19 protein-coding genes are annotated in these 24,043 nt (G+C 56.5%); all 19 read left to right on the plus strand.

The window, feature by feature from the left end; genetic code table 11:
• The first annotated feature begins 226 nt into the window (after nt 1-226).
• Nucleotides 227-724 carry a (2Fe-2S)-binding protein gene (locus BM160_RS16790; RefSeq protein WP_092007318.1) on the plus strand — a complete coding sequence of 166 codons (498 nt, stop codon included), beginning with the start codon at nt 227-229 and terminating at the stop codon, nt 722-724.
• A complete protein-coding gene (locus tag BM160_RS16795; protein ID WP_092007319.1) occupies nt 721-4,365 on the plus strand; it encodes a molybdopterin cofactor-binding domain-containing protein in 3,645 nt (1,214 codons plus the stop codon). Before BM160_RS16790 ends, BM160_RS16795 begins: the two co-directional genes overlap by 4 nt.
• 355 nt (nt 4,366-4,720) lie before the next feature.
• Nucleotides 4,721-5,929 carry an ABC transporter substrate-binding protein gene (locus BM160_RS16800; RefSeq protein WP_092007340.1) on the plus strand — a complete coding sequence of 403 codons (1,209 nt, stop codon included), beginning with the start codon at nt 4,721-4,723 and terminating at the stop codon, nt 5,927-5,929.
• Nucleotides 5,930-5,947: 18 nt separating this feature from the next.
• Complete coding sequence (locus BM160_RS16805) at nt 5,948-7,591, plus strand: AMP-binding protein (protein WP_092007320.1); 1,644 nt, start codon at nt 5,948-5,950, stop codon at nt 7,589-7,591.
• Nucleotides 7,592-7,621: 30 nt separating this feature from the next.
• A complete protein-coding gene (locus BM160_RS16810; protein ID WP_092007321.1) occupies nt 7,622-8,812 on the plus strand; it encodes a thiolase family protein in 1,191 nt (396 codons plus the stop codon).
• 113 nt (nt 8,813-8,925) lie between these two features.
• Nucleotides 8,926-9,741: an ABC transporter ATP-binding protein gene (locus BM160_RS16815; protein WP_092007322.1), complete on the plus strand. Its 816-nt coding sequence runs from the start codon at nt 8,926-8,928 to the stop codon at nt 9,739-9,741.
• Complete coding sequence (locus BM160_RS16820) at nt 9,738-10,634, plus strand: branched-chain amino acid ABC transporter permease (RefSeq protein ID WP_092007323.1); 897 nt, start codon at nt 9,738-9,740, stop codon at nt 10,632-10,634. The genes BM160_RS16815 and BM160_RS16820 overlap by 4 nt, the downstream gene beginning before the upstream one ends.
• A gap of 3 nt (nt 10,635-10,637) precedes the next feature.
• Nucleotides 10,638-11,678 carry a branched-chain amino acid ABC transporter permease gene (locus BM160_RS16825; protein ID WP_092007324.1) on the plus strand — a complete coding sequence of 347 codons (1,041 nt, stop codon included), beginning with the start codon at nt 10,638-10,640 and terminating at the stop codon, nt 11,676-11,678.
• A gap of 22 nt (nt 11,679-11,700) precedes the next feature.
• Nucleotides 11,701-12,921 carry an ABC transporter substrate-binding protein gene (locus BM160_RS16830; RefSeq protein ID WP_092007325.1) on the plus strand — a complete coding sequence of 407 codons (1,221 nt, stop codon included), beginning with the start codon at nt 11,701-11,703 and terminating at the stop codon, nt 12,919-12,921.
• 53 nt (nt 12,922-12,974) lie between these two features.
• Nucleotides 12,975-13,781, plus strand: a complete 807-nt coding sequence (locus tag BM160_RS16835; RefSeq protein WP_092007326.1) for an ABC transporter ATP-binding protein — start codon at nt 12,975-12,977, stop codon at nt 13,779-13,781.
• Nucleotides 13,778-15,616 (plus strand): AMP-dependent synthetase/ligase, encoded by a 1,839-nt coding sequence (locus BM160_RS16840; RefSeq protein WP_092007327.1) that lies wholly within the window; start codon nt 13,778-13,780, stop codon nt 15,614-15,616. The genes BM160_RS16835 and BM160_RS16840 overlap by 4 nt, the downstream gene beginning before the upstream one ends.
• Entirely contained in the window at nt 15,613-16,518 is a 906-nt protein-coding gene (locus BM160_RS16845) for an SDR family NAD(P)-dependent oxidoreductase (protein ID WP_092007328.1), read from the plus strand. Before BM160_RS16840 ends, BM160_RS16845 begins: the two co-directional genes overlap by 4 nt.
• An 8-nt stretch (nt 16,519-16,526) precedes the next feature.
• Nucleotides 16,527-17,474, plus strand: a complete 948-nt coding sequence (locus BM160_RS16850) for a MaoC/PaaZ C-terminal domain-containing protein (RefSeq protein ID WP_092007341.1) — start codon at nt 16,527-16,529, stop codon at nt 17,472-17,474.
• Entirely contained in the window at nt 17,461-18,624 is a 1,164-nt protein-coding gene (locus BM160_RS16855) for an acyl-CoA dehydrogenase family protein (protein WP_092007329.1), read from the plus strand. The genes BM160_RS16850 and BM160_RS16855 overlap by 14 nt, the downstream gene beginning before the upstream one ends.
• A gap of 274 nt (nt 18,625-18,898) precedes the next feature.
• Nucleotides 18,899-19,474, plus strand: coding sequence for a TetR/AcrR family transcriptional regulator (locus tag BM160_RS16860; protein WP_092007330.1), 576 nt, complete (start codon nt 18,899-18,901; stop codon nt 19,472-19,474).
• Nucleotides 19,475-20,076: 602 nt separating this feature from the next.
• Entirely contained in the window at nt 20,077-20,493 is a 417-nt protein-coding gene (locus tag BM160_RS16865; RefSeq protein ID WP_092007331.1) for a cobalamin B12-binding domain-containing protein, read from the plus strand.
• Between the two features lie 23 nt (nt 20,494-20,516).
• The gene (locus BM160_RS16870) at nt 20,517-22,196 is read left to right on the plus strand and encodes an acyl-CoA mutase large subunit family protein (protein ID WP_092007332.1); all 1,680 of its coding nucleotides are present in this window, start codon (nt 20,517-20,519) and stop codon (nt 22,194-22,196) included.
• A 2-nt stretch (nt 22,197-22,198) separates the two neighbouring features.
• Nucleotides 22,199-23,455 carry a methylmalonyl Co-A mutase-associated GTPase MeaB gene (gene meaB, locus BM160_RS16875; protein ID WP_143093278.1) on the plus strand — a complete coding sequence of 419 codons (1,257 nt, stop codon included), beginning with the start codon at nt 22,199-22,201 and terminating at the stop codon, nt 23,453-23,455.
• A gap of 26 nt (nt 23,456-23,481) precedes the next feature.
• Nucleotides 23,482-24,043 (plus strand): AMP-binding protein (locus BM160_RS16880; protein WP_143093279.1); only part of this gene is annotated, 562 nt, incomplete at its 3' end.

Here is a 24,043-nt window from a genome sequence, read left to right on the forward strand (position 1 = left end):
CGCCCATGTTCCCAAGTCCGCGGCAAATTTGCCGCGTGACCCGGGGCCAACAATAGATGAAGAAATGTATGAATAAGTTGCGAGCGCACGGGTGGACTTGTGCGGTGTGGACAGGATTTTGCAGCCTGGGTCTGGGCGATTTCCGAGTGGCGTATGGCTCGAGCAAGCACAATGGCTCCAACTACGTTGAGTTCGAGATGTACACCGCCAGCGGTAGGTTGATCCGATGAAACCACAGGTTGTGACCCTCCACGTCAACCAGGTGGAACGCACGCTGGCCGTCTCCGCACAGGCATCCTTGCTGGGCGTTCTGCGCAATGACCTGGAACTCAACAGCCCCAAATACGGCTGCGGCCTGGGCGAATGTGGCGCCTGTACGGTGCTGGTGGACGGGATTGCGGCACGTGCCTGCGTGATCCCGGCTTGCGGTGTGGCAGGCAGGCAGATCACCACGCTGGAAGGCCTGGGATCGCGCGCGGCGCTGCACCCGGTTCAGCAAGCATTTATTGACGAGCAGGCCGCACAGTGCGGCTATTGTCTGAGCGGCATGATCATGATGACCACGGCGCTGCTGGCGCGCAACCCCGATCCGGATGAGGGTGAGATACGCCGCGAGTTGTCCGGAAATTTGTGCCGCTGCGGCACCCACCTCGAAATTGTGAAGGCCGTGCAGCGTGCGGCCGTGCTGATGCGGCAAGCCCGCGCTGCCGGGAGCCAGCCATGAACCGCCGTGCGGACCACCCGCTCACACGAGCCGACTTTCACGCCGCGACAGGCGTTTTGCTTGTGACACGCGAGCCGCCGCCGGCCCCGCCGCCGATCAAGGGCCAGCCTGCGCTGGTGAGTGGCAATCCGCAGGAGGGGGTTGAAATCCTGATTGCCGTGTGGGACGACGGCAGCGTGACGGCCCTCAATGGCCACGTGGACCTGGGCACCGGCATACGCACGGCGCTGAGCCAGATCGTGGCCGAAGAGCTGGATGTGGCGCTGGACCGCGTCAACATGGTTCTTGGCGACACCGCGTGCGCGCCCAATCAGGGGGCCACGATTGCCAGTGCCTCGATACAGATTCACTCGGTGCCGCTGCGGGCGGCGGCGGCGCAGGCCCGCGCCTGGCTGCTGGCCCGTGCCGCCGTGCACCTGCAAGTCGACGCGGCCCTGCTGTGGGTGCGTGACGGCATTGTCAGCGTGAAAGGTGACGAGGCCCGATCCGTCGCTTATGGGCCTTTGCTGGCACAGCAACATGCGGCGCTTTCCCTGGCGCTGAATACGCCACTCAAGGCGCCGGAAGAGCACCGGATTGTCGGGACCAACACCGCCCGTGTGGATATTCCGGCCAAGGCGACCGGCGAGTTGACCTTTGTGCACGATATGCGGGTGCCGGGCATGTTGCATGGCCGTGTCGTGCGGCCGCCGTATGCCGGTGCGGACCACGGCGACTTCATAGGCAACACGCTGGAGGCTGTGGACGAGTCGTCGATTGCGCATATCCCGGGCATACGCGCCGTGGTCGTGATTCGCGATTTTGTCGGCATTGTCGCGGAGCGCGAGGAGGATGCCGAGCAGGCGCTTCGTGAGCTGCGTGTGTTGTGGAAACCCTGGCCGGGCCTGACCAATCTGGACGACCTGGCGCAGGCCATTCGCGCTAATCCGTCGACGCAGCGCAAGCTGATTGACGAAGGCGATGTGGATGCCGCACTGGCGGGCGCAGCGCAGCCCATGGCGCGCCATTATGTCTGGCCCTACCAGATGCACGGCTCCATCGGGCCCTCGTGTGCGGTGGCCGACTGGCGCGCCGGTCACATGACGGTGTGGGCCGGAAGCCAGAACCCGCATGTGTTGCGCGCCGACCTGTCACGTCTTATCGGGCTGGCCGATGTGGACATCAATGTGATCCGCATGGAAGCGGCCGGTTGTTACGGACGCAACTGCGCCGACGATGTGGCCGCCGATGCCGCCTTGTTGTCGCGTGCGGTAGGTGCGCCTGTGCGTGCGCAACTGACACGTGAGCAGGAACATGCCTGGGAGCCCAAGGGCGCGGCACAACTCATGGAAGTCCAGGGCGGGCTGAACGCAGACGGCTCCGTCGCGGCCTATGACTTCCAGACCTCGTATCCGTCCAACGGTGCGCCCATGCTGGCGCTGCTGCTCACCCGCACCATAGAACCGCTGGCGCAGGCCTACGAAATGGGCGATCGCACGGCCCGCCCGCCCTACGATTACGACAACCTCCGTGTCACCGTCAACGACATGGCGCCCATGCTGCGCGCCTCCTGGTTGCGGGGGGTCTCGGCGCTGCCCAATTCATTTGCGCACGAGTCTTACATCGATGAGCTGGCCACGGCCGCTGGAGTTGATCCAGTGGAGTTTCGCTTGCGTTACCTGACGGAGCCGCGAGCCGCCGAACTGGTTCGGACGACCGCGGACCGCGCCGGCTGGCAGGTGCATACCGGTCCGCAACAGCAGCGCCCGCAAGCGGGTGAAGCAACTGACATCGTGCATGGCCAGGGTGTGGCTTACGCACGTTATATGCACAGCAAATGGCCGGGCTACGGCGCCGCCTGGGCGGCCTGGGTGGCCGACGTGGAGGTCAATCGTAAAACCGGTGAGGTCCATGTCAAACGTGTGGTGGTGGGGCATGATGCCGGCACCCTGATCAACCCGGCGGGTGTTCAACATCAGATCCACGGCAATGTGGTGCAGACCACCAGCCGCGCGCTGACCGAGCAGGTGCAGCTGAACCCGCAAACCAATACCGTGGCCAGCCTGGAGTGGGGCAGTTATCCCATTTTGAATTTCAGGGATGTGCCGGTGATCGAGGTGGTGACCATGGCGCGTCCCGGTGAGCCACCGCTGGGCGCCGGCGAGTCCTCGTCCGTGCCCGGCACGGCGGCCATCGCCAATGCGATCTTTGACGCCACCGGCGTGCGTTTTCGCCAGCCGCCGTTTACGCCGGAGGTGGTGCGGGCGGCACTCAACCCGGTGCCGGAGCACGAAGCGGCACGTCTGCCGGCACCCGAGCGGAAGCCGGCCCGCTTGCCTGAAAAGGCGGTCTGGCCCCGCGGCCAGGGGCGCTGGTCTAGAACCGGCGCCTTGCTGACCGGCGTGTTTGGCCTGGCGGCGGCCCTGCTGGGCTGGCGGCCGGCGATTGCCCCCGTGTTGCCGGGTGGCACCTCGATTTACACGGCGGCCACGCTGGAGCGCGGCCGCCAACTCGCGGCCGCAGGTGACTGTGTGGTTTGCCATACGGCCCCGGGTGGTGTTCCCAACGCCGGTGGCCGGGCCATGGACACGCCATTTGGCAAGATAGTGAGCACAAACCTTACGCCCGATGTAGCCACCGGCATCGGCTTGTGGTCCTTCAGTGCTTTTCAGCGCGCTATGCGTGAAGGCATCTCGCGTGACGGTCACCATCTGTACCCGGCCTTTCCCTACACGGCCTTTGCCAAAACCAGCGACGAGGACCTGACCGCGCTGTACGCTTACCTGATGGCCCAGCCTGCAGTTCGCTCTGAGCTGCCGCCGACGAAACTCGCCTTTCCCTACAGCGTGCGACCGCTGATGGCCGCCTGGAACGCGATGTTCCACGACCCCACGTCTTACCAGGCCAACCCGACCCAGACCGTTGAATGGAACCGTGGCGCCTACCTGGTCAATGGCCTGGGCCATTGCGGCGCCTGCCATACGCCGCGCAATGCCTTCGGCGCCGAGCGTGGCGGCAAAGCCTTCTTGAGCGGTGCCATGGTGGACGGCTGGGAGGCGCCGGCGTTGACAGCACTCTCGCGCTCGCCCGTGCCCTGGACCAGCGACGCACTGTATAGCTACCTGCGCAAAGGCCACTCGCCGCAACATGGCATGGCGGCAGGCCCGATGGGGCCAGTGGTCAAGGAGTTGGGTGCGCTGCCGGACCAGGATATCCGGGCCATGGCCACCTATCTGGCGCCGTACAACGAGCCTGTGTCCGAAGTTGAGAGTGCCGAACGCACCAGGCAAGTGGTCCTGTCCGCGCAGCAGTCCTTCACCGGTTTGCCGGGCCCGGGCCAGCGCCTGTTCAACGGCGCTTGTGCCTCCTGCCACCACGACGGCGACGGGCCGCGCCTGCTGGGCGTGAATACGCCACTGGCGCTCAATAGCAACTTACACAGCGAGCGGCCCGACAATTTGATCCGTGTGATCCTGGGCGGCATTCGTTCGCCAGCGACCACAGACCTCGGTTTCATGCCGGCCTTCCGCCACAGCCTGAACGATGAACAGATCGAGTCACTGGCCACTTATATGCGCAGCCGTTATGCGCCGGGCGAGCCGGCGTGGCGCGACTTAAAGGGAAGCATTTCACGTCTGCGTGGCGCGGCGGACGAGCATTAGATCCACCTGGCGCAACACTAGGTGGACGAGGTCGTGGACCAGATCAAGCACAGGCTCTCGGGAGGTCTTTTGCGGCCTGGAGAACCGATAGAGCACTGATCAGCGAATCCCATCGGGAGTCGTGGTTCGCGCCACATCAAGTCTGGATAGACGAGTGCAATCTCTACTTTCTTGAAATCATCGCGTGAGTGCTGGGCATTTTTTGGCATTTATATAAGACTCTTAGGGAATTCACCTAACGATCGCTTGGTACTGTATCTGTTATTCTAAAAATACATAGTCTTTTTGAGACAAGTCTGAAGAGGCATAAAACTATGCCGAGTTGCCTTTATTTTGATGAGAAATGGGGATCCGAATGAGCAGAGCTATTTTTAAAATCATTGCAAACTTGTCACTTTCTTTGATTGTTTGCGGCTCGGTGAATGCTCAGATTTCCGATAAGGTCATCAAGATTGGCTTTATCACTGACATGTCCAGTGCTTATGCCGACATTGACGGAAAAGGCGGTGTCGAGGCAATTAAATTAGCCATTGCGGATGCTGCGCTCAGCTTGAAAGGGGTGAGAGTGGAGCTGCTAACGGCAGACCATCAGCACAAGGCAGATATCGCGTCATCGAAAGCCCGAGAGTGGTTTGATCGTGAGGGGCTTGATGTATTAATTAGCGGGACCAACTCTGCCACGACGTTGGCCATGGCTCAGGTCGCAGTGGAAAAGAAAAAACCGTTTATCGCGGTTGGTGGCGGGACAACTCGATTAGCCAATGAGGAATGCTCGCCATATACCATTCAATACGCTTATGACACGGCAGCTGTTGCGAGAACAACTGCAAGTGCTGTCGTCGCACTTGGCGGCAAGACTTGGTATTTCTTGGCGGCTGACTATGCCTATGGCGCATCCCTGCAAAAAGAGACAAGTGACATCGTGGTGGCTCGTGGTGGCACAGTGTTAGGGAGTGTCAAGCATCCGTTGTCTGCATCAGACTTCTCTTCTTTTCTCTTGCAGGCACAGGCATCAAAAGCGCAAGTTCTCGGTTTCGCCAATGCGGGGGCTGATCTTATTGCATCAATTAAGGGTGCCAAGGACTTTGGGCTAACAAAAACAATGATGCTGGCTGCACCATTAATGTTTGAGACGGATATCAATGCGCTTGGATTGGCCGCAACTCAAGGCATGTATACGAGTTCCGCTTGGTATTGGGATGCTGATGAAAATACGCGAGCATGGGCTAAGCGTTTCTTTGCAGTTGTCAAGCGTCAGCCGACATTTTTGCATGCCGCAGATTATTCGGCAGTTCGATTCTATATTCAATCTGTTTTGGCTGCCGGTACGGACGATGGCGACAAGGTGATGGAGAAAATGAAATCGACACGAGTTAATGATATGTTTGCCAAAGATGCATACATCCGTCCCGATGGACGACTCAACAAAGATATGTTCTTGCTGCAAGTTAAGAAGCCCGATGAGTCGAAATACCCATGGGATTTCTTCAAAATTGTGAAAAAACTTCCAGGGGAACAAGTGCTCATCAAAAAATCAGAATCGAAGTGCCAGTACTGGAAGTAGTTAAATATAGGCATCGATATGATTCAGCTAAATCACAACTCAACAATTGGTCAGGCTTTTAGAGAGGCAGTAAGAGTCTATGGCCACAATTGGTTTTTGATGGCTCCAAAGAATGAGCATCGAAAATACCATCCAGATGGTTATGCAATTACATACTTGGATGCGGGAGAGGAAGTTGATCGATTAATAACTGCTTATTCACGCGCTGGTTACGGATCTGGACACCGTGTTGGACTTGATCTAGAGAATCGTCCAGAGCACTTTTTTCATAAAATTGCACTTAATTCTCTCGGGGTATGTTGTGTCCCGTTGAACTGTGAATATCGCGAAAATGAACTGCTATATGTCATAGAGCATTCGAGGCCAGATCTTATTGTTGCAGCTTCAAATCGGATTTGTTTTGTGAAGGCTACTATTGGAGACCGTATACCGATTTGTTTGGATGATGATGTTTTTTTGACATTGTCTAGTCCGACAAAGGTAGCAAGCGATGATCCTGTTTCTCCGAGTATGCCTGCAAGCATTCTTTACACATCAGGCACCACAGGTCGTCCGAAAGGTTGTGTATTGAGTCACAGCTATGAGCTTGAGTCGGGGGCATGGTATTTGTCGCGAGGCGGTGTCTCCACATTCAAAGAGGGTGGAGATCGTTTATATAACCCTCTGCCGCTATACCATGTCAATGCCTCCGTTTTTTCATTCTTTTGCATTTTGCTTGCTGGGAATTGCCAAATCCAGGGTGATCGATTCCATCCTAATCGCTGGTGGAAAGAGGTGAATGAATGCGAGGCAACTGTTGTTCATTATCTTGGGGTTATTGTCCCCATGTTGCTTGGCCAGGGAACCTCAGATCTTGAGAAGACACATAAAGTTCGTTTCGGAATTGGTGCAGGCGTGGAAGCAACGTTGCACCAGAAATTCGAGGAGCGTTTCGGTTTTCCGCTTGTCGAAGTGTGGGGGATGACTGAAGTCGTTGGAGGATTTTTTGATAATGCCTCTCCTCGATCGGTAGGCACACGAGCTGTCGGGAAGGTTCCTTCGTCTGGATTAGAGGCTCGGATTGTCGATGCTAACGATTCACTTACCCCATCGGGTGCTACTGGAGAGCTCACGGTTCGCTACTCGGAGGCGACACCACGGAGACGATTTTTCAGTGAGTATCTTGACGATCCTATTGCTACTGAAGATGCATGGCGCGGTGGCTGGTTTCATACGGGTGATTTGGTCCGGCAAACCGCTGATGGCGTCATTCATTTTGTCGACAGGAACAAAAATATCATCAGGCGATCTGGGGAGAACATTGCAGCAGCAGAAATAGAGGAGGTATTGCAAAGCCATCCCCTTGTTCGACAAGCAACTGTCATTGCAGTCAAGGATGAGATTCGCGAAGAAGAGGTTTATGCGTGCATAGTGCTGAAATCTATTGTTGGTAACGAGAGCATCGCTAAAGAGCTTTTCGTTTTTTGTGTGGATCAGCTAAGCTATTTTAAGGCGCCTGGCTATATCTGGTTCACCAATGAAATTCCGAAAAGTGGAACACAAAAAGTACAAAAATACCTGATTTTCAAAACCGACTCTGATCCCAGAGAGGCAAAAGGTGTGTTCGACTTTAGAAGTCTTAAAACTCGTAATGCAAACGCCAGGCAGGCGATTGAGATTTAATTTTTAAACGAAGCTTGAGAATATTTATATATGGCTTTTTCTAATATCTTCCTCTCTGCTGGTGCTCGGACTCCATTTGGTGATTATGGGAAATCGCTTAAAAATATTCCGCTTAATGTTATTGGAACTCACGTAGTCAAAGCTTGTATCTCCAGGGCAGGCATTGATTCTGGAGACGTTGATAACTTGGTTTTTGGAAATGTAGGTGCCGTTGATCACGATAGTGCTTTCATAAGTCGAAAAGTGGCATTGCAATCTGGTATGAAAACAGAAAGTGCCGCACTGAGTGTGACGCGTGCCTGTGGTACCGGGTCACAAGCAATAGTCAGCGCTGCCATGCAAATTCTGACAAAGCACAGCTCCGTAGCAATTGCGGCCGGAGGTGAAAATTTCAGCCGAGCTCCCTATATCTCCCCGACCACCCGATGGGGGGCTGGGAGAGGTGAGAGCATGCTTGTTGACGGACTGGATTACGTGTATCGATGCCCCTTCTCGCGTGAGCTGATGGGCGAGACTGCCGAGAATTTAAGTCAGCTTTACGGATATGGCCGGGAAGATATGGATGATTGGGCATTCATGAGTCAGCAACGAGCCAAATCTGCAGAAGAGTCTGGATTTCTGGCTAAGCAAATCGTACCGCTTGAGGTTACAGAAGGAAAAAATAGTCGGCTCTTCGAAAAAGATGAGTTTCCCCGGCCAAATGTTCTGAGGGGGCGTCTTTCAGAGCTGAAGCCAGCCTTTCGGACCGGAGGTGTCGTCACGGCAGGGAATTCCAGCGGAGTGACTGACGGTGGTGCGGCAATCATGGTTTTCGATGATGCAGCCATCAAACGCCATGGACTTAGTCCACAGGCAAAGCTGATCGACTATGCCGTCGAAGGCGTTCCTCCTCATTTGATGGGGATGGGGCCAGTTCCGGCGATTGCGACTTTGCTGAGGCGAAATGGGCTTGGTGTCGCCGATATTGATTATTTCGAAATCAATGAGGCATTTTCGGTAGTGAACTTGCACGCTGAAAAAGAACTTCAAATTTCTCGCGATAAAACCAATCTTTATGGCGGTGGCATATCAATCGGCCATCCACCTGGCGCCACGGGTATTCGGATGACGATGACGGCCATCCAGCATCTAGAGCAGAGCGGTGGACGTTATGCCGTTATTAGCATGTGCTTGGGTAGCGGTATGGGGATGGCCACTTTAATAGAGCGCGTTAATTCTTGATTTTTCATTGAATTATTAAGGCTGGATAGTTCAAGGCTGCTAGGAAAGGCTTGTGGGATGTACTACGGTAGATTGTTGTTTTCTCCATTTTTCAAAAAACTGATTGTTTTTTGATGATTCCCATTAATGAAGACCACGCGGAAAAGCCTCTCCTTGAAGTGCTTGACTTGCAACTTGGTTTTGGAGGCATACGTGCACTGGCTGGCGTTTCGTTTGCTGCGCGCCGAGGCGAGATTACGGCCATCATCGGTCCAAACGGCGCGGGCAAGACCAGCCTGTTCAACACGATCTCCGGTTTCTACAAACCCCAACAGGGTTGCGTGCATTTCGAGGGGCGTGATGTCACTCGCTATAGCGCTCACCGACGCGCAGCACTCGGCTTGGCGCGTACTTTCCAGAACGTAGCTTTGTTCCGCGGCATGACGGTGTTGGACAACATCAAACTCGGGGGCCACACGCGTCTCCATTCAAACCCCCTGTCAGCGATGTGGTACTTCGGTTCAGCGCAGAGGGAGGAGATGGCTCTGCGGCGCGAAATCGAACGCGATGTGATCGACTTCCTTGAGATCGATCACATTCGGCATCTGCCAGTGGCTGGCTTGTCTTACGGTCTACAGAAGCGTGTGGAGTTGGCGCGCGCGTTGGCGATGCAGCCCAAGGTGTTGATGCTCGATGAACCGGTGGCGGGAATGAATCGCGAGGAGACAGAAGACATGGCGCGTTTCATTCTCGATGTTCAGGAGCAGTGGGGGGTCACCGTTTTGCTGATTGAGCACGACATGGGGCTGGTGATGGACATTTCGAACCATGTCGTGGTATTGAACTTTGGGCAAGTCATCGGCCAGGGCGTTCCTGCTGAGGTGCGTACGAACCCGGAGGTTGTACGCGCTTACTTGGGCGAAACTGCGGCGCAAAAGGTGGTTGCATGAATCTGCTCGACTTCGATTGGATTGCGCTCGCCGAATTCAGTGCACTCGGCCTCCTTGCTGGCGGACTGCAGGCACTGATCGCGTTGGGCTTTGTGCTGATCTACAAGGGAACAGGCGCCATTAATTTCGCGATGGGCGAGTTCATGATGCTCGGCGCGTATTTCTTCTACACGGCAAATGTGATGTGGGGGGTGCCCATGGTTTTGGCACTCCTGCTGGCACTTGCCGCTGTTGCCGCGTGCGCCGCGCTGATCGAGAAAACGATCTTGCGACCGCTATCGGGTCAACCTGTCATTTCGGTGCTGATGGCCACCATCGGGTTGGCCAGCGCGCTCGGTGGCGGCGTGAATGCCATCTGGGGTGGCGGTAAGAACTACGAGATGCCCTCATTTTTGCCGCGCACGCCGCTGCATATCGGTGAGGTGTTCATCCCCGGTCAAGTTCTCTGGAGCTTCGTGTTGGCAGCGATCATCATCATTACCTTTACGCTCTATTTTCGATATTCAACAACCGGCATTTCAATGCGCGCAGCGGCCAGCGATCCGACTACTGCGTACGTTCTGGGTATCGATGTGCGTGCTACGCAACGCCTGACTTGGATCTTCGCTGGCGTCGTCGGTGCGGTTGCCGGGATTATCGTGGCATCCATCACCAGTCTTTCGCCTGCAATCGGCGGCGCAGCACTTGGCGTCCTCGCCGTCATCATCCTGGGAGGACTCGATAGCATCGCCGGCGCCATTGTTGCCGGACTCATCGTCGGGTTGCTAGAAAGCCTAACCGCCGGCTACCTGGGAGGCAAGGTTCGCGACATCGTGCCTTACGTCACTGTACTGGTGATCCTGTTGATTCGGCCCTACGGTCTGTTCGGCACACGGCAAATAGAAAGGTTGTAGAGCATGAGAATCGGCGACTTCCGTGAGAGCTACGAACACGACCAATCGATATGGTCCACTCCGGTGCAGCGAGCTTGGCTTGCGCTGTTAGCGGGTGCTCTGGTGATTTTTCCGTTCAGTGTGAATGACTATCTCGTGAGTGTGGCGTGCCTGCTGGGCATTCATGTCATTGCAACCACCGGGCTGAATATCATGACCGGCTACACCGGGTTGATCTCGCTTGGCCACGCAGCATTCATGGGCGTGGGTTGCTATACGGCGGCATATTTGGCCCAGCGCGGCGTTCCGTTCTTTGTCACGTTGCCGCTTGCCGGCGCGATGGCAGCGGTGCTTGGCCTGCTGGTGGGACTTCCCAGTCTGCGTATCAAGGGCCTGTACCTTGCTGTGGCGACCTTGGCCACACAATTTATTCTGGTTTATGTGTTTCGCGAATGGGACAGCGTGACCGGCGGTGTGCGAGGTGTGAACGTACCGAACGCAAGCCTGTTTGGCTTTGAGTTGCTGAACGATCAAAGAATGTATTTTCTCATTGTCCCAGTGGCGGTGTTGTTGTTGGTCGCCGCGCGCAACCTCTTTCGTACACGGGTCGGCCGTGCCTTTATTGCGATCCGTGACAAGGATATTTCCGCCGAGGTGTTGGGCATCAATTTGCTGCGCTACAAGCTTGCGGCCTTCGCCATCGGATCGTTCTACGCGGGCGTGGCGGGGGCGCTGCTTGGTTACTTCTATCGGGCGATGACGCCGGAGTATTTCACGTTGACGTTATCGATTTTCTATCTGGCCGCCATCATTGTCGGAGGCCTTGGCAGCTTGCTCGGCACGATTCTCGGGGCGGTTTTCATGACGCTGGTGCCTGAATTGTTGCGCGCCGCGGCGACCATTGCCACGCGCTGGTCGCCGGGTGCCACCGAAATTCTGAGTTCGATGCAGCAGGTTGTCTTCGGCCTACTCATCATCGCATTCCTTGTATTTGAGCCACATGGACTGCTTGAAGTCTGGCGGCGTGTGCGGCGATTCTTCCACCTCTGGCCCTTCCGGGCCTGACTCTAACTTAAAGAGAAAAACCATGAGCAGTGAAAAAAATATTGTCAATTTATCACGCCGCCGTGCCATTCAAGCGGGTCTCGGCGCTGCCGCAATTTCTGGGTTTCCGCTTCGCGCTTCAATCGCGCAAACGGGCGACATCGTGATCGGCGCTGCCATGCCCATTACCGGGGTGTTTGCGTTTGCCGGGGTCGGTCTGAACCAGGGCCTGAGCGACTATTGCGATTGGCGTAATGCCAGAGGGGGCGTGGCCGGTCGACGCTTGCGTTATATCGCCGAGGATTCGTCCTACAAGATGGACCAGGAGATGGCCATTTTCAAAAAACTCATGGGCGAGCACAAGCCGGCCGTGTTCTTTGGCGGCTCCACCGCCTGGGCCAAAGTGGCGGCGAAAGAGGTGGGCCAACTGGGCACGACCTTGACCAGCGGGGTCAGCTTCGCGTCGGAGCTGGCCGACGCGAAGACTCACCCCTACCACTTCATGGTCGCACCGACCTACGTCGCGATGGGTGAGATTTTGCTTGAGCACATCAGCCGCAGCGCCCGTGGTGCCACTAAGCCGGCGGTGGCCATTGTCTACAGCGATACCGAGTTTGGACGCGATCCGATTCCTGGCATCAAGGCCAAAGCGCAAGCCTTGCAGATTCCGGTCGTGATGGAGGTGGTCACCAAGCCCGGTGCGGTGGATGTATCGAGCGAAGTGGCCAAGCTGCGCCGGGCAAAACCTGATTTCGTGATCTTCCATGGTTACGTATCGGCGCCTATCCCCGAGTTCATTAAGCAGATGCGCGAGGCAGGCATGAAAGCCACCCCTATGGGCACGATCTGGAGTATGGACAAAACAACTGTAGATACGATGGGCGCCGCGGCGGAAGGGTGGATGGGTGTCATGCCCTACCGCTATAGCTACGACACCAAGGATGCACCGATGATGCAGGCGATGAAGGAGCACGTTGCCAAAGCGCGTCCCGACATGAGCTACGCCTCGATCTTCAACGTCCATACCTGGCTTGCAGGTATGGCCATCGCAGAGGTTCTGGAGCGATGCCTCAAGGCAGGCAAACCATTGAATGGGGCGAACATGAGAGCCGCCTTGGAAAGCATCGATAAATGGGACACGGGCGGTGTGACTGGCTTGCCGGTATCGCTGAAGAACCACCAGATCACTTCCGGCCGCATCTACGCCTACGACGGCAAGACCAAGTTGCTTCAGCCCGCCAGCGACTGGATCCAAACGTCATGATCGTATCCCTCGGGGAGGGCGTCCCCCCCGTGCAAGCCCAAGCCGCTGAATCTATGCCCCCTCCGATTTTGGCGATCGAGAACATCGAGGTCGTGTACCAGCACACGGTACAGGTGCTTAGAGGACTGTCTCTCACGGTGCCCAGCGGGCAGATTGTGGCGCTGCTCGGGAGCAACGGCGCAGGAAAGACCACCACGCTAAAGGCGATCTCCAATCTGTTGCCGCTGGAGGTGGGGCAGTTGCGCGCGGGGGCGATTCGCTATTTTGGCGAGCGCATCGATGCGGTGGCGCCCCATCTGCTGGCACGACAAGGCATAGCCCACGTGCGCGAGGGCCGGCATGTCTTCGAGGATCTCACGGTCGAAGAGAACCTGATCGTTGCGGGCAATGCGCTACATGGTCGTGGCGAGAAGCCCGACCTGGCGATGATTTACGAGTACTTTCCGCGCTTGAAAGACCGGCGTACCCAGCGGTCTGGCTACCTGTCCGGCGGCGAACAGCAGATGCTTGCTATCGGGCGGGCGCTGATCGGCAAGCCGAAGCTGATGCTGCTTGATGAGCCTTCTCTCGGCTTGGCGCCGCTGGTGGTGCAGGACATCTTCAAGATCATCGAACGCATCAACCGCGAGCAGGGGGTGGCGATGCTGCTGGTTGAACAGAACGCCATGGCAGCGATAGACATCGCTCACTATGGCTACATCATGGAAAGCGGCAAGATCGTGATCGACGGGACGACCGAAAAACTGGGGCAAGATGCCGACGTCAAACGCTTTTACCTGGGTTATGGCGAAGGTGCCGAAGAGTTGGCGAGCTTTAGACATGTGAAGCACTACAAGCGGCGCAAGAGGTGGCTATCGTGAGCGAACTCGTCGATATCGGCACACTGACCTTGCCCAAACAACTTCGTCACTGGGCTAGCACGCGGGCCTCCAGTGTTGCGCTACGGCAAAAGGACTACGGCATCTGGGAGCCCGTCACATGGGCCGAATATGAACGACAGGCGCGCCACTTCGGTATCGGCTTGGTCAAGCTCGGGCTGCCGCCAAAGGGACATTGCGCCATCATTTGCGAGAACCGGAAAGAGTGGGTTTTCGCGCAGCTGGGTTGCGGCATGGTGGGTGCCGTCACGATAGGGATCTATCCCACGTCGCCAGCCGCAGAGGTAGAGTACCTATTGCGGTCCTCTGACGCGAGCATTGTTGTATGCGAAGACCAGGAGCAGCTCGACAAGGTGCTTGAAGTGCGTGCCAGCCTGCCCAAGCTCACCCACGTGGTGGTGATCGACCCGCGTGGAATCCGGCACTACAAGGTCGACAACCTAATTACTTTCGATGAAGTCGTAGCGCTGGGGCTCATTGGCGAGCAAGAGAATCCTCAGCTGGTCGAGGACTGTCTGGAGCGCCAGACCATGGATGACCTCGCGCTGATGATATTCACCAGCGGATCGACGGGCAGGCCCAAGGCGGCCATGATCAACTACGGCAACATCGCCGCCATGGCCGGCAGCACCGATGCCATATACCGCTGCACGCCTTCGGACTCAACGGTATCGTATTTGCCGCTGTGCCACGTTGCCGAGCAGATCTACACGGTTTGTCTGCCCTTGCGCTGCGGTGTCGTGGTGAACTTCGCGGAGAGCCTGCGCACGGTGCAGAGCGATCTTCGTGAAATCGCTCCGACGCTTTTTCTCGGCGTGCCCCGGATTTGGGAGAAGCTGCACGCCGCGATTGAGATCAAGATCCGCGAGGCGGGTTGGTTGCGCCGGCGTCTGTACCAAAGCGCCGTCAAGTCGACCACGCCGCTGGCGGTGGTGCCGAGGGCGCAATGGTCATGGCGTCAACGTGTTGGCCACGCTTTCTGGTACTGGATCATGTTGCGCCCGCTGAGTAATTTCATTGGCCTGAGGGAGTGTCGGCTGGCCGTCTCGGGTGCCGCACCGATTGCTCCGGACATGCTGCGCTTCTTCCGCGCTCTTGGCGTGCCGATTCGGGAAGGCTATGGCATGACCGAGACATCCGGCCTGGTGACCTTGCAGCGCAGCGCTGCGTCACCGTTGGGTACGGTAGGCGGACCACTTCCGGGGATTGAATTGCGAATTGCCGACGATGGTGAATTGCTGATACGGGGAGGATCGGTCTTCAAGGGCTACTACCTCAACGAGGCAGCTACGCGCGAGGCCATTGATGAGCAAGGCTGGCTGCACACCGGTGACGTGGCGGCGGCCGTGGGCGACGAAGTCCGGATTGTCGACCGCAAGAAGGACATCATGATCACGGCCGGGGGCAAGAACATTACGCCCAGCGAGATTGAGAACGCGCTCAAGTTCAGCGTTTATATCAAGGAGTCCATCATCATCGCCGACCGCCGAGCTTTCGTGTCGGCGCTGATCCAGATTGACTACGAAACGGTCAGCAAGTGGGCCGAGGAGCACGGCTTGCCTTACACGCACTTTCGCTCGCTGGCCGATCATGCGCGCGTGCGTGAACTGGTGCAGTCCGAGGTGGATCGTGTCAACGCGCATATGCCGCAGGTGCAGCATGTACGCAAGTTTCACCTGTTGACCAAGGAGCTTGACCACGACGACGGTGAGGTTACGGCGACGATGAAGATCAAGCGTAAGAGCATCAGCGAAAAATTCATCAATGAAATTGAGGCCCTGTACGGCGGGCGCAGTAGGGCAAAGGAGCTCGCATGAAATCGATACGCTTTGACGGTCGTGTTGCCGTGATCACTGGAGCTGGAGGTGGTTTGGGCCGCGCACACGCTTTGTTGCTGGCCGAACGTGGCGCCACCGTTGTGGTCAACGATTTGGGTGGCAGCGTTGGCGGGGTGAGTGGTGATGCCACGGCCGCGCAGAAGGTCGTGCGCGAGATCGAGGACGCTGGCGGCCGAGCGCTGCCCAACTATGACGACATAGCCACGCCAGACGGGGCGCAGCGACTGATCGATGTCGCCATGCAGGCATTTGGGCGCGTGGATGTGTTGATCAATAACGCAGGCATTTTGCGTGACAAAACATTGCACAAGATGGACCCGGCGGACTTCGAGGCCGTGGTGCGAGTCCACCTTCTCGGGTCGGCCTGGTGCTCCCGGGCGGCTCTGCCGGTGATGCAGCAGCAACAGTACGGTCGCATCGTCATGACGACCTCTGCCGCTGGCTTGTATGGAAACTTCGGTCAGAGCAACTATGGCGCCGCCAAGCTCGGGGTCGTGGGCCTGATGAATACTCTCAAGCATGAGGGCGAGAAGTTCGGCATTCGTGTCAATACGGTGGCGCCAGTCGCTCTCACCCGAATGACCGAGGGAGTGCCACTTGGACGTCTTCTCTCCGAGGCTACCCCGGAACGCGTGGCGGCCGGTGTGGCATTCCTGGCCTCTGAGGCTTGTGGTTTCACGGGGCAGATACTCTCTGCGGGAGGCGGTTATTTCTCGACCGTGAGGATCGTCGAAAGCCGGGGATTGCACGCACCGGCCGAGGAGGTGTCTCCCGAGTTTGTCGCAAATCATTGGGCGAGCATTTCGGATGTTTCCAACGAACGCGCCTATGACAGTGCCACGGATGCGCTGCTTGGCGTTTTCGGCCCTTCCCAGTCGTGACAATGCCCATGTTGGCTTCAGGTGCCAGGCGTCTGGATCCCGAGATGCTGCTGCACCGCTTGCTGCCGACTGTGCGGCAGCGCTTCGAAGCACGCGACACCATCTTGTACGCGCTGGGCGTAGGCGCGGCACAGGGTGTCGATGCCTGGGACGAGCGGCACCTTCGATTTGTGTACGAGGATCGTTTACAGGCGTTGCCCACGATGTGCGCGATGCTCGGTGACCCAGGTTTCTGGATGCGCGAGCCCGAAACCGGCCTAGATTGGGGGCGCCTGGTACACGGCGAGCAGTCCATGCAGTGGTTGAGGGTGTTGCCGCCAGCAGGAGAGGTGATTGGTCGCAATCGGGTGCTTCGGATTGAGGATAGAGGTCCGGATAAAGGAGCCGTCATCGTTGTCGAGCGAGAGCTTTGCGAGGCTGACACCGGGGAGTGCTGGGTGCGCTCGTGGATGACCGTGATTGCGCGCGGCGACGGCGGGTTCAGTCCGGCCAGTGGCTCCTTGCTGCAGTTGGGGGCTGATGCACCGACACCGTTGCCCGCCCTTCCTACCCGGCCGGCCGACCGCACGCTCCTTAGGGAAACGGCGGCCAATCAGCCCTTGCTGTACCGGCTCAGCAGCGATCCCAACCCCTTGCACGCAGACCCGGCCGTCGCACGACAAGCCGGCTTCGAGCGGCCCATCATGCACGGCATGTGCACCTTCGGCTTGTTCGGCATGTTGCTTGTGAGTGAGTGCTGCGACTTCGAGGCTCACCGGCTGAGCGAGATGCGCGCCCGTTTTTCTGCCCCTTTGTATCCCGGCGAAACGCTGCAGTGCGAGTTCTGGGAGGAGGCTGGGCTGGTGCGATTCCGGGGCACCGCCGTCGAACGTGGTGTGGTGGTGCTGGACCGCGGGGTGGCGCGTATTCTTCCCAATAAACCGAATTCAGGAAAGACCCACAATGACCGACCTTGACGCCACGACCGCGCCTCTGGACAGCGCTGAACACCACGCGTTTCGCGATACCGTGCGGCGTTTCATCGCTGAAGAAATCACGCCGCACCATGCCCAGTGGGAGCGCGACGGCCAGGTCCCCCGTTCACTGTGGCGTCGGGCCGGCGAGCTGGGGTTTCTGTGTCTTACCGTACCCGAGCAGTACGGCGGGGCGGGGGTGGACTTCAGCTACAGCGCCATCGTCGTCGAAGAGATGGCCCGCGCGGGCGCCACAGGCCCGTTGTTCTATCTCCACTCCGACATCGTTGCACCTTACCTGCTTCACTATGGCACCGAGGCTCAAAAACAAACTTGGCTCCCGCGCATGGCTCGCGGCGAGGTGATCGGCGCCATCGGGATGACCGAACCCGGCGCCGGCAGCGACTTGGCCGCGATTCGTACGAGGGCTGAACGCGATGGGGATCATTGGCGCATAAATGGTCAAAAGATATTTATCTCCAACGGACAGATCGCAGATTTGGTGCTTCTTGCAGTCAAAACCAATCCAGCGCTGGGTACAAAAGGGGCGAGCCTGCTGCTCGTCGAGGGCGATCGTCCGGGATTCAGTCGTGGGCGACGGCTTGAGAAAGTCGGCATGCACGCTCAGGACACGTCGGAGCTGTTTTTCACCGACGTCCGCGTGCCAGCTGACAATTTACTGGGCGAAGAGGGCTACGGTTTTCGCTACATGATGAATGAGTTGCCACAAGAGCGGCTGCTGGTGGCAATCACGGCTGTAGCCGCCATGGAAGCGGCTGTCTCATGGACGCAGGAGTATGTCACCCAGCGACAGGCTTTCGGAGCCAGTTTGTCCGACAAGCAAACTGTCCGGCACCGTCTCGTGGAAGCACATGCCAACACACTGGTGGCTCGCAGCTTCCTCAATGATTGCCTCAGGCGGCATCTGGCAGGTCAACTCGACACCGCCACGGCTTCAGTGGCGAAATTCTGGACCACCGAGATGCAATTCTCGGTGCTTGACAACTGCGTGCAATTGTTCGGCGGTTATGGGTACATGCGCGAATACCCCATTGCGCGCGCTTGGACCGATGCGCGCATACAGCGGATATACGGCGGAACCACTGAGATCATGAAGGAGATCGTTGCGCGAGAGTTGTTCAAAAACCGATGATGAGCGGTCCCAGTTTTTGAGCATGCGTTAAAAGCTTGGGTCGGCTTCCACGGAGCTGGCAGCAGCTCAGGAATCGGGGGTGATTCAAAACCTGGTTCGATTGAATTGACATCGCGATTGCCCCTCATAATCACTGCTAGCATGTGGATTAGAGATGGCAGACCTCTCTAGTTTGCAATCCATGCTCCTCACAAGCATTTAAGAGGAAGGGCTAATGCATGGTGTCACGATGCAATAGAAATACAGCTATCTAACCAGGGAATTTACGCAAGAAATGTCAAAAAAAACGGTCGGGCAAATAAGTAGGCTGCCGAATATTTTGGATAAAGCAGCAGAACTTTTCGCGATTAATGGCTATCGCGGTACGTCAATCCGCGACATCATGAATGCGTTAGGGATGCCATCTGGCTCCCTCTATTACCACTTTTCCTCTAAAGAAGATTTATTGGCCGCCGTCTATAAAGTGGGGGTGCAACACGTTATCGATTCGGTAGAAAATGCAATTGTTGGAGAGGACGACCCTTGGGTTCGCCTGGAAAAAGCCTGTACCGCTCATCTTCAGGCCATCCTCGAAGACAACAGCTATGCCCAAGTCATCTCTAAGATCATGCCCGAGGACGTCCCCGGCGACACAGAGAGGCTTACCGAGTTACGAGATGCATATGAAATGATCTTTGTCGGAGTGATCCGAGACTTGGTCCTGCCACCTGAAATTTGTAGAAAATCGCTGAGATTGCTGCTACTTGGGGGGCTCAATTGGTCTCGCATCTGGTACAGATCAGGACGGGACTCACCTGCGGCCATTGCGACCGAATTTGTGAAGATAGTAAGAAAAAGCCTCTCAGCTTAGCCAAAACTCGCATTTAGAGCACTGCGGCGACTTCGCCTGTAGAAGCCCTCTATTTGATCAAAGAGATCCGCATGGGCATGACTGACTCGCCTCGGGAGTTTGGTTAGTCTGGCCATTTATTGGGTGCCACGGCCGCCGTAGGCCATCAGCCCCGCCTGCTTGCTCGTCTGCCGCTTGAATCACGCCATGTGCAGCGCGCCGATCGCGACATATCCCGGGGCAAGTACCCGCCCACCATCTGGCGACTAAACAGGGCTATCACCATGGGCAGGAACGGCCAGTCTTGGTCGGTAGCGATGTACGTGATGCCCACCCAGACCTTGTCGAGGGGGCTGTCCCTCGTGGTTTTCGCTCTGGGGCATCGGCGATGTTTGCGAGACAACAGTCCGCCAGATTCATTGACGCCTGATTTGTCGAGCTCACCTGACTAGGAGTTTCCCCTAGCAACCCGAATTTACGACTCAACTGTCATTGACACCGTCAGTAATTCGTCTAATATAGAAAACAGTCGTTTGCTAGTTGAAATTTTAGATCGAATTTTCACCACTTGCACATTGAAAAGCAGGGTGACTCAGCCACACCAAACATTGAATGGAGAAAGTATGGAAATCATTCCCAAAGTTCTAGTCACCAAGATCGGATTGGATGGACACGATCGTGGTAGCCGCATTGTGGCTGCGTGTTTACGGGATGCCGGAATGGAGGTGATCTACACGCCTCCATGGCAGGAGATCTCTACGGTTGTCAAACTGGCAACCGAAGAGGACGTGGACGTCATTGGTATTTCCTCTTTGGCAACCGACCATCTCATTGTGCCCAAGCTGATGAAAGCTTTATCCGAAGCCGGAATGAAAGACGTGACGGTGATGGTTGGAGGAATTGTCCCTGACGAAGATGAGCAAATGCTTTTGGACTCAGGGGTCGCCAAGGTGTTTCACCCCGGATCATCTCTTGATGACATCGTGTCATTTGTCCGCGATTCTGCTGCCGTCACCAGGGCGCAGAAACACGCGGTTTGAATATTCGAACCAGAGGAACGTCAATGAACATGCCACTTTCAACCACGATCGCAGCTGCAGCTCCAAGTGCTCATGACGCCTGGACGGCTGAGTACAAAGAACAAATTGGAAAGTCAGACAAGCAAGTCAAGAATCGCTCCGGGATCACCATCGAGCCCTTGTACACGCCCGAAAGCCCAGATCCAGAATATTTGGCGAAGCTTGGCTATCCAGGACAGATTCCCTATACGCGTGGAATCTATCCAACGATGCACCGCGGTCGTACTTGGACACAGCGCCAATTAATTGGACTCGGCATGCCAGAGGACTACAACAAGCGTCTTCGCGGCATTCTTGACCAAGGTGCAAATGCCGTTTCGCTAATCCCATGTAACTCTGTTTTTCGTGGCTATGACATGGATCAAGTTGATCCTGAGCTTCTTGGGACATGCGGCGTCGTGGCCAATACGGCCGGTCATATGGACACATGTCTTGATGGAGTCGACCTCGCGCGTACCTCTTGCGCAATGAACGACCCAACGCCATTTACCTTGCTCGCTTTTATGCTTTCGGCAGCCAAGAAGAGAGGTGTCAGCTGGAATTCCATCACAGGAACGTCCAATCAAAGTGACTTCATGTCCCACTTTGTGGCTAACCATATGTTCTTTCGTCTCGCGCTGCCGGGCGCACGCAGGCTGCTGACTGATCACATCTCTTGGTGTCAGGTCAATGTTCCAAAATGGAACCCCATTTCTGTCGTCGGGCAGCACATGCAACAGGCTGGCGCCACGCCGGCTGAAGCCATGGCGTTCACATTGTGTTCTGGCGTCCAATATGCAGAAGACTGTATTAATGCCGGCTTGAATCCAGATGATGTCTTGCCACGATTCACATTCTTTTTTGATGTCTCGGTGTCGTTCTTTGAGGAAATTGCGAAGTTCCGCGCTGGCAGAAGGATCTGGGCACGGCTCACCCGAGAGCGTTTGGGCGCAGTTGATCCTCGTTCATGGCGGTTCAAATTCCATGGTCAAACGTCTGGTGTCGATCTGACTCGGCAGCAACCGCTAAATAATATCGCGCGAGTTACCGCTCAGGCGATGGCCGGAATCTTTGGCGGACTACAGTCCTTGCACACGGATGCATATGACGAAGCGCTGTCATGCCCCTCGGAATTTGGTGCTCGCATTGCCGTGGCAACTCAGAATGTCCTTCGAGAAGAAGCACATCTCACCGACGTCATTGACCCTCTTGGCGGCTCCTATTACTTGGAGAAGCTGACGGATGAAATGGAGGCAAAAATCGTTTCTATCATGGCAGAAGTTGATGCCAAGGGGGGCATGTATAAGGCCGTTGAGTCGGGCTTTATTCAGCAACGGATCGGCGAATCAGCGATGAGATTCCAGCAAAAAATTGATAGTTGCGAGGAGACGATTGTTGGCGTAAATGCTTACAAAATCGAAGAGGATGCAACTGACCGTCCAGTTTTGTCGAAGCCAGATCCAGCGTTGATGGCTGGACATATCGCAAATTTTGCCCAATGGAAAAAGGAGCGATCAAACGATCTGGCCAATTCAGCGCTTGATCGTCTTGCCGCTGCGGCCCAAGGTGATGGGAACATGTTTGAGCAGGTCGTCAATGCAGCCGAAAATGGCTGTACCCACGGGGAAATTTGCGGCCGTCTCAGAAAAGAACTTGGCTTTGGCCACGTCATGGCGGTGGTTTAAACGTGAGTAAAAACAACAACCTCGAATCAATGCCCATTAGAGTGGATCGGTTGTTACGTTCCATTGCGTCAAACAGTCGATCGAGCATTGCCCGTGTGGCCTCCATACTTGAGAGCAACTCCGATGTCGGACAGGAATTAGCCCAAGTCTTGGAAGCGCGTGCTGGCAACTCTCACGTCATCGGTATTACCGGTGCGCCGGGCGCGGGGAAATCCACTCTCATTAGCGCCATGCTGGGAGAACTGCTCGAGCGCGGAAAACGCATCGCTGTGGTTGCTGTGGATCCTTCAAGTCCGATCACGGGGGGGGCCGTATTGGGTGACCGGGTGCGGATGGGGCAATTTGGTGCACACGAGAACGTATTCATTCGCTCAATAGCATCGAGGGGCCACTTAGGCGGCCTTTCCAAGACGACCGGAAACGTTATCAATCTATTCGATGCTGTCGGCTTCGATGTGATCATTGTGGAGACTGTTGGAGCAGGTCAGTCGGAAGTCGAAATCTCACAATTTGCTGATACAAGCATCGTTGTTTGTCCGCCAGGCCTAGGCGATGACGTACAAGCAAGTAAGGCTGGGATTCTGGAAATTGCTGATGTTTTGGTCGTCAACAAGAGCGACCTTCCGCTTGCTGAGCGAACTGTCCGCGAATTGCAGGAAATGTTAACGCTCAGAAAAAAGACCGGGTCTTGGACTGTGCCTGTGATTCGCACGATGGCGACAGCAAGAGGGGGCATTGCAGACCTGGCGGATGCTGTTCAAAAACATTCCGAGGCCGTAGGAAAAGGCACTCGCATGGTTTCGCCAAAATCTGCTGAAGCTTCAAAACCCGCCACCCCAAAGAACGATGAGACAGAACTGGCGCTCATGACTTTCTTTGCGCGAGACCAATACGTAAAACATAACGGCATTCAATGCATTTCGCTGAGCGGTGGTTTGGCAAAGCTGAAGATGAAGGTGGCAGAACACCACATCAACTTTAATCAACGATGCCACGGCGGCGCGATTTTTACGCTTGCCGACACAGCATTCGGTCTGTCCTGCAACTCATATGGAACGATCGCCGCAGGCATCGATGTTCATATAACGTATCAGCAACCCGTATCGGTTGGTGAGACGCTAATCGCAAGCGCTTTTGAGGTCAGTAGGAGCAAAAAGCTTTGCGTCTATCGAGTTGAAGTTAGACGAGAAGAAGACGGGATGCTGATTTCTTCATTCACGGGTACAGCCTTTTTCACTGGCAGGCCTCATGTTGGCTAACTGCCGTGTAAAGCTGGATTAGTTGTATGACTGTTTCTCCTCTGCCGTTCGCTTCTCAATCGACGTTTCCCCGATTGCTGCTCAAGCATGCCGCCGAGCGCCCAGGCGCTGCGGCGATGCGCGAGAAAGAGTACGGCATCTGGCAGGCCCACAGCTGGGCCAGCATGGCCAGCCTGGTCGAGCACATCGCCTGCGGCCTGCACCAGGCCGGCCTGCAGCGCGGCGAGCACATGGCCGTGATCGGTGCCAACCGGCCACGCCTGTATGCCACCATGCTGGCCGTGCAAGCGCTGGGCGCCATCCCGATTCCGCTGTACCAGGACGCGGTGGGGGCCGAGTGCGTGTTTCCCATCACCAACGCCAACGTGCGCTTCGCCATGGTGGAAGACCAGGAGCAGGTCGACAAGCTGCTGGAAATCCGCGACCGCTGCCCGGATCTGGCCCACATCATTTTTGACGACCCACGCGGCCTGCGCAACTACGAAGAGCCCGGCCTGGTGTCGCTGGACCGGCTGATTGAAGCCGGCCAGAACCTGGCCAAAGGACAGCCGGACTGGTTCAAGTCAGAAGTCGAGAAGGCCAGCCCCA

This window comes from Polaromonas sp. OV174, from assembly GCF_900112285.1.
Classification (GTDB): Bacteria; Pseudomonadota; Gammaproteobacteria; order Burkholderiales; family Burkholderiaceae_C; genus Polaromonas.

Excerpts from the sequence above, each read along its gene's own strand:
- BM160_RS16790 (WP_092007318.1), top strand. The coding sequence starts at position 227 with ATGAAACCACAGGTTGTGACCCTCCACGTCAACCAGGTGGAACGCACG.
- BM160_RS16795 (WP_092007319.1), top strand. The coding sequence starts at position 721 with ATGAACCGCCGTGCGGACCACCCGCTCACACGAGCCGACTTTCACGCC.
- BM160_RS16800 (WP_092007340.1), top strand. The coding sequence starts at position 4,721 with ATGAGCAGAGCTATTTTTAAAATCATTGCAAACTTGTCACTTTCTTTG.
- BM160_RS16805 (WP_092007320.1), top strand. The coding sequence starts at position 5,948 with ATGATTCAGCTAAATCACAACTCAACAATTGGTCAGGCTTTTAGAGAG.
- BM160_RS16810 (WP_092007321.1), top strand. The coding sequence starts at position 7,622 with ATGGCTTTTTCTAATATCTTCCTCTCTGCTGGTGCTCGGACTCCATTT.
- BM160_RS16815 (WP_092007322.1), top strand. The coding sequence starts at position 8,926 with ATGATTCCCATTAATGAAGACCACGCGGAAAAGCCTCTCCTTGAAGTG.
- BM160_RS16820 (WP_092007323.1), top strand. The coding sequence starts at position 9,738 with ATGAATCTGCTCGACTTCGATTGGATTGCGCTCGCCGAATTCAGTGCA.
- BM160_RS16825 (WP_092007324.1), top strand. The coding sequence starts at position 10,638 with ATGAGAATCGGCGACTTCCGTGAGAGCTACGAACACGACCAATCGATA.
- BM160_RS16830 (WP_092007325.1), top strand. The coding sequence starts at position 11,701 with ATGAGCAGTGAAAAAAATATTGTCAATTTATCACGCCGCCGTGCCATT.
- BM160_RS16835 (WP_092007326.1), top strand. The coding sequence starts at position 12,975 with ATGCCCCCTCCGATTTTGGCGATCGAGAACATCGAGGTCGTGTACCAG.
- BM160_RS16845 (WP_092007328.1), top strand. The coding sequence starts at position 15,613 with ATGAAATCGATACGCTTTGACGGTCGTGTTGCCGTGATCACTGGAGCT.
- BM160_RS16850 (WP_092007341.1), top strand. The coding sequence starts at position 16,527 with ATGTTGGCTTCAGGTGCCAGGCGTCTGGATCCCGAGATGCTGCTGCAC.
- BM160_RS16855 (WP_092007329.1), top strand. The coding sequence starts at position 17,461 with ATGACCGACCTTGACGCCACGACCGCGCCTCTGGACAGCGCTGAACAC.
- BM160_RS16860 (WP_092007330.1), top strand. The coding sequence starts at position 18,899 with ATGTCAAAAAAAACGGTCGGGCAAATAAGTAGGCTGCCGAATATTTTG.
- BM160_RS16865 (WP_092007331.1), top strand. The coding sequence starts at position 20,077 with ATGGAAATCATTCCCAAAGTTCTAGTCACCAAGATCGGATTGGATGGA.
- BM160_RS16870 (WP_092007332.1), top strand. The coding sequence starts at position 20,517 with ATGAACATGCCACTTTCAACCACGATCGCAGCTGCAGCTCCAAGTGCT.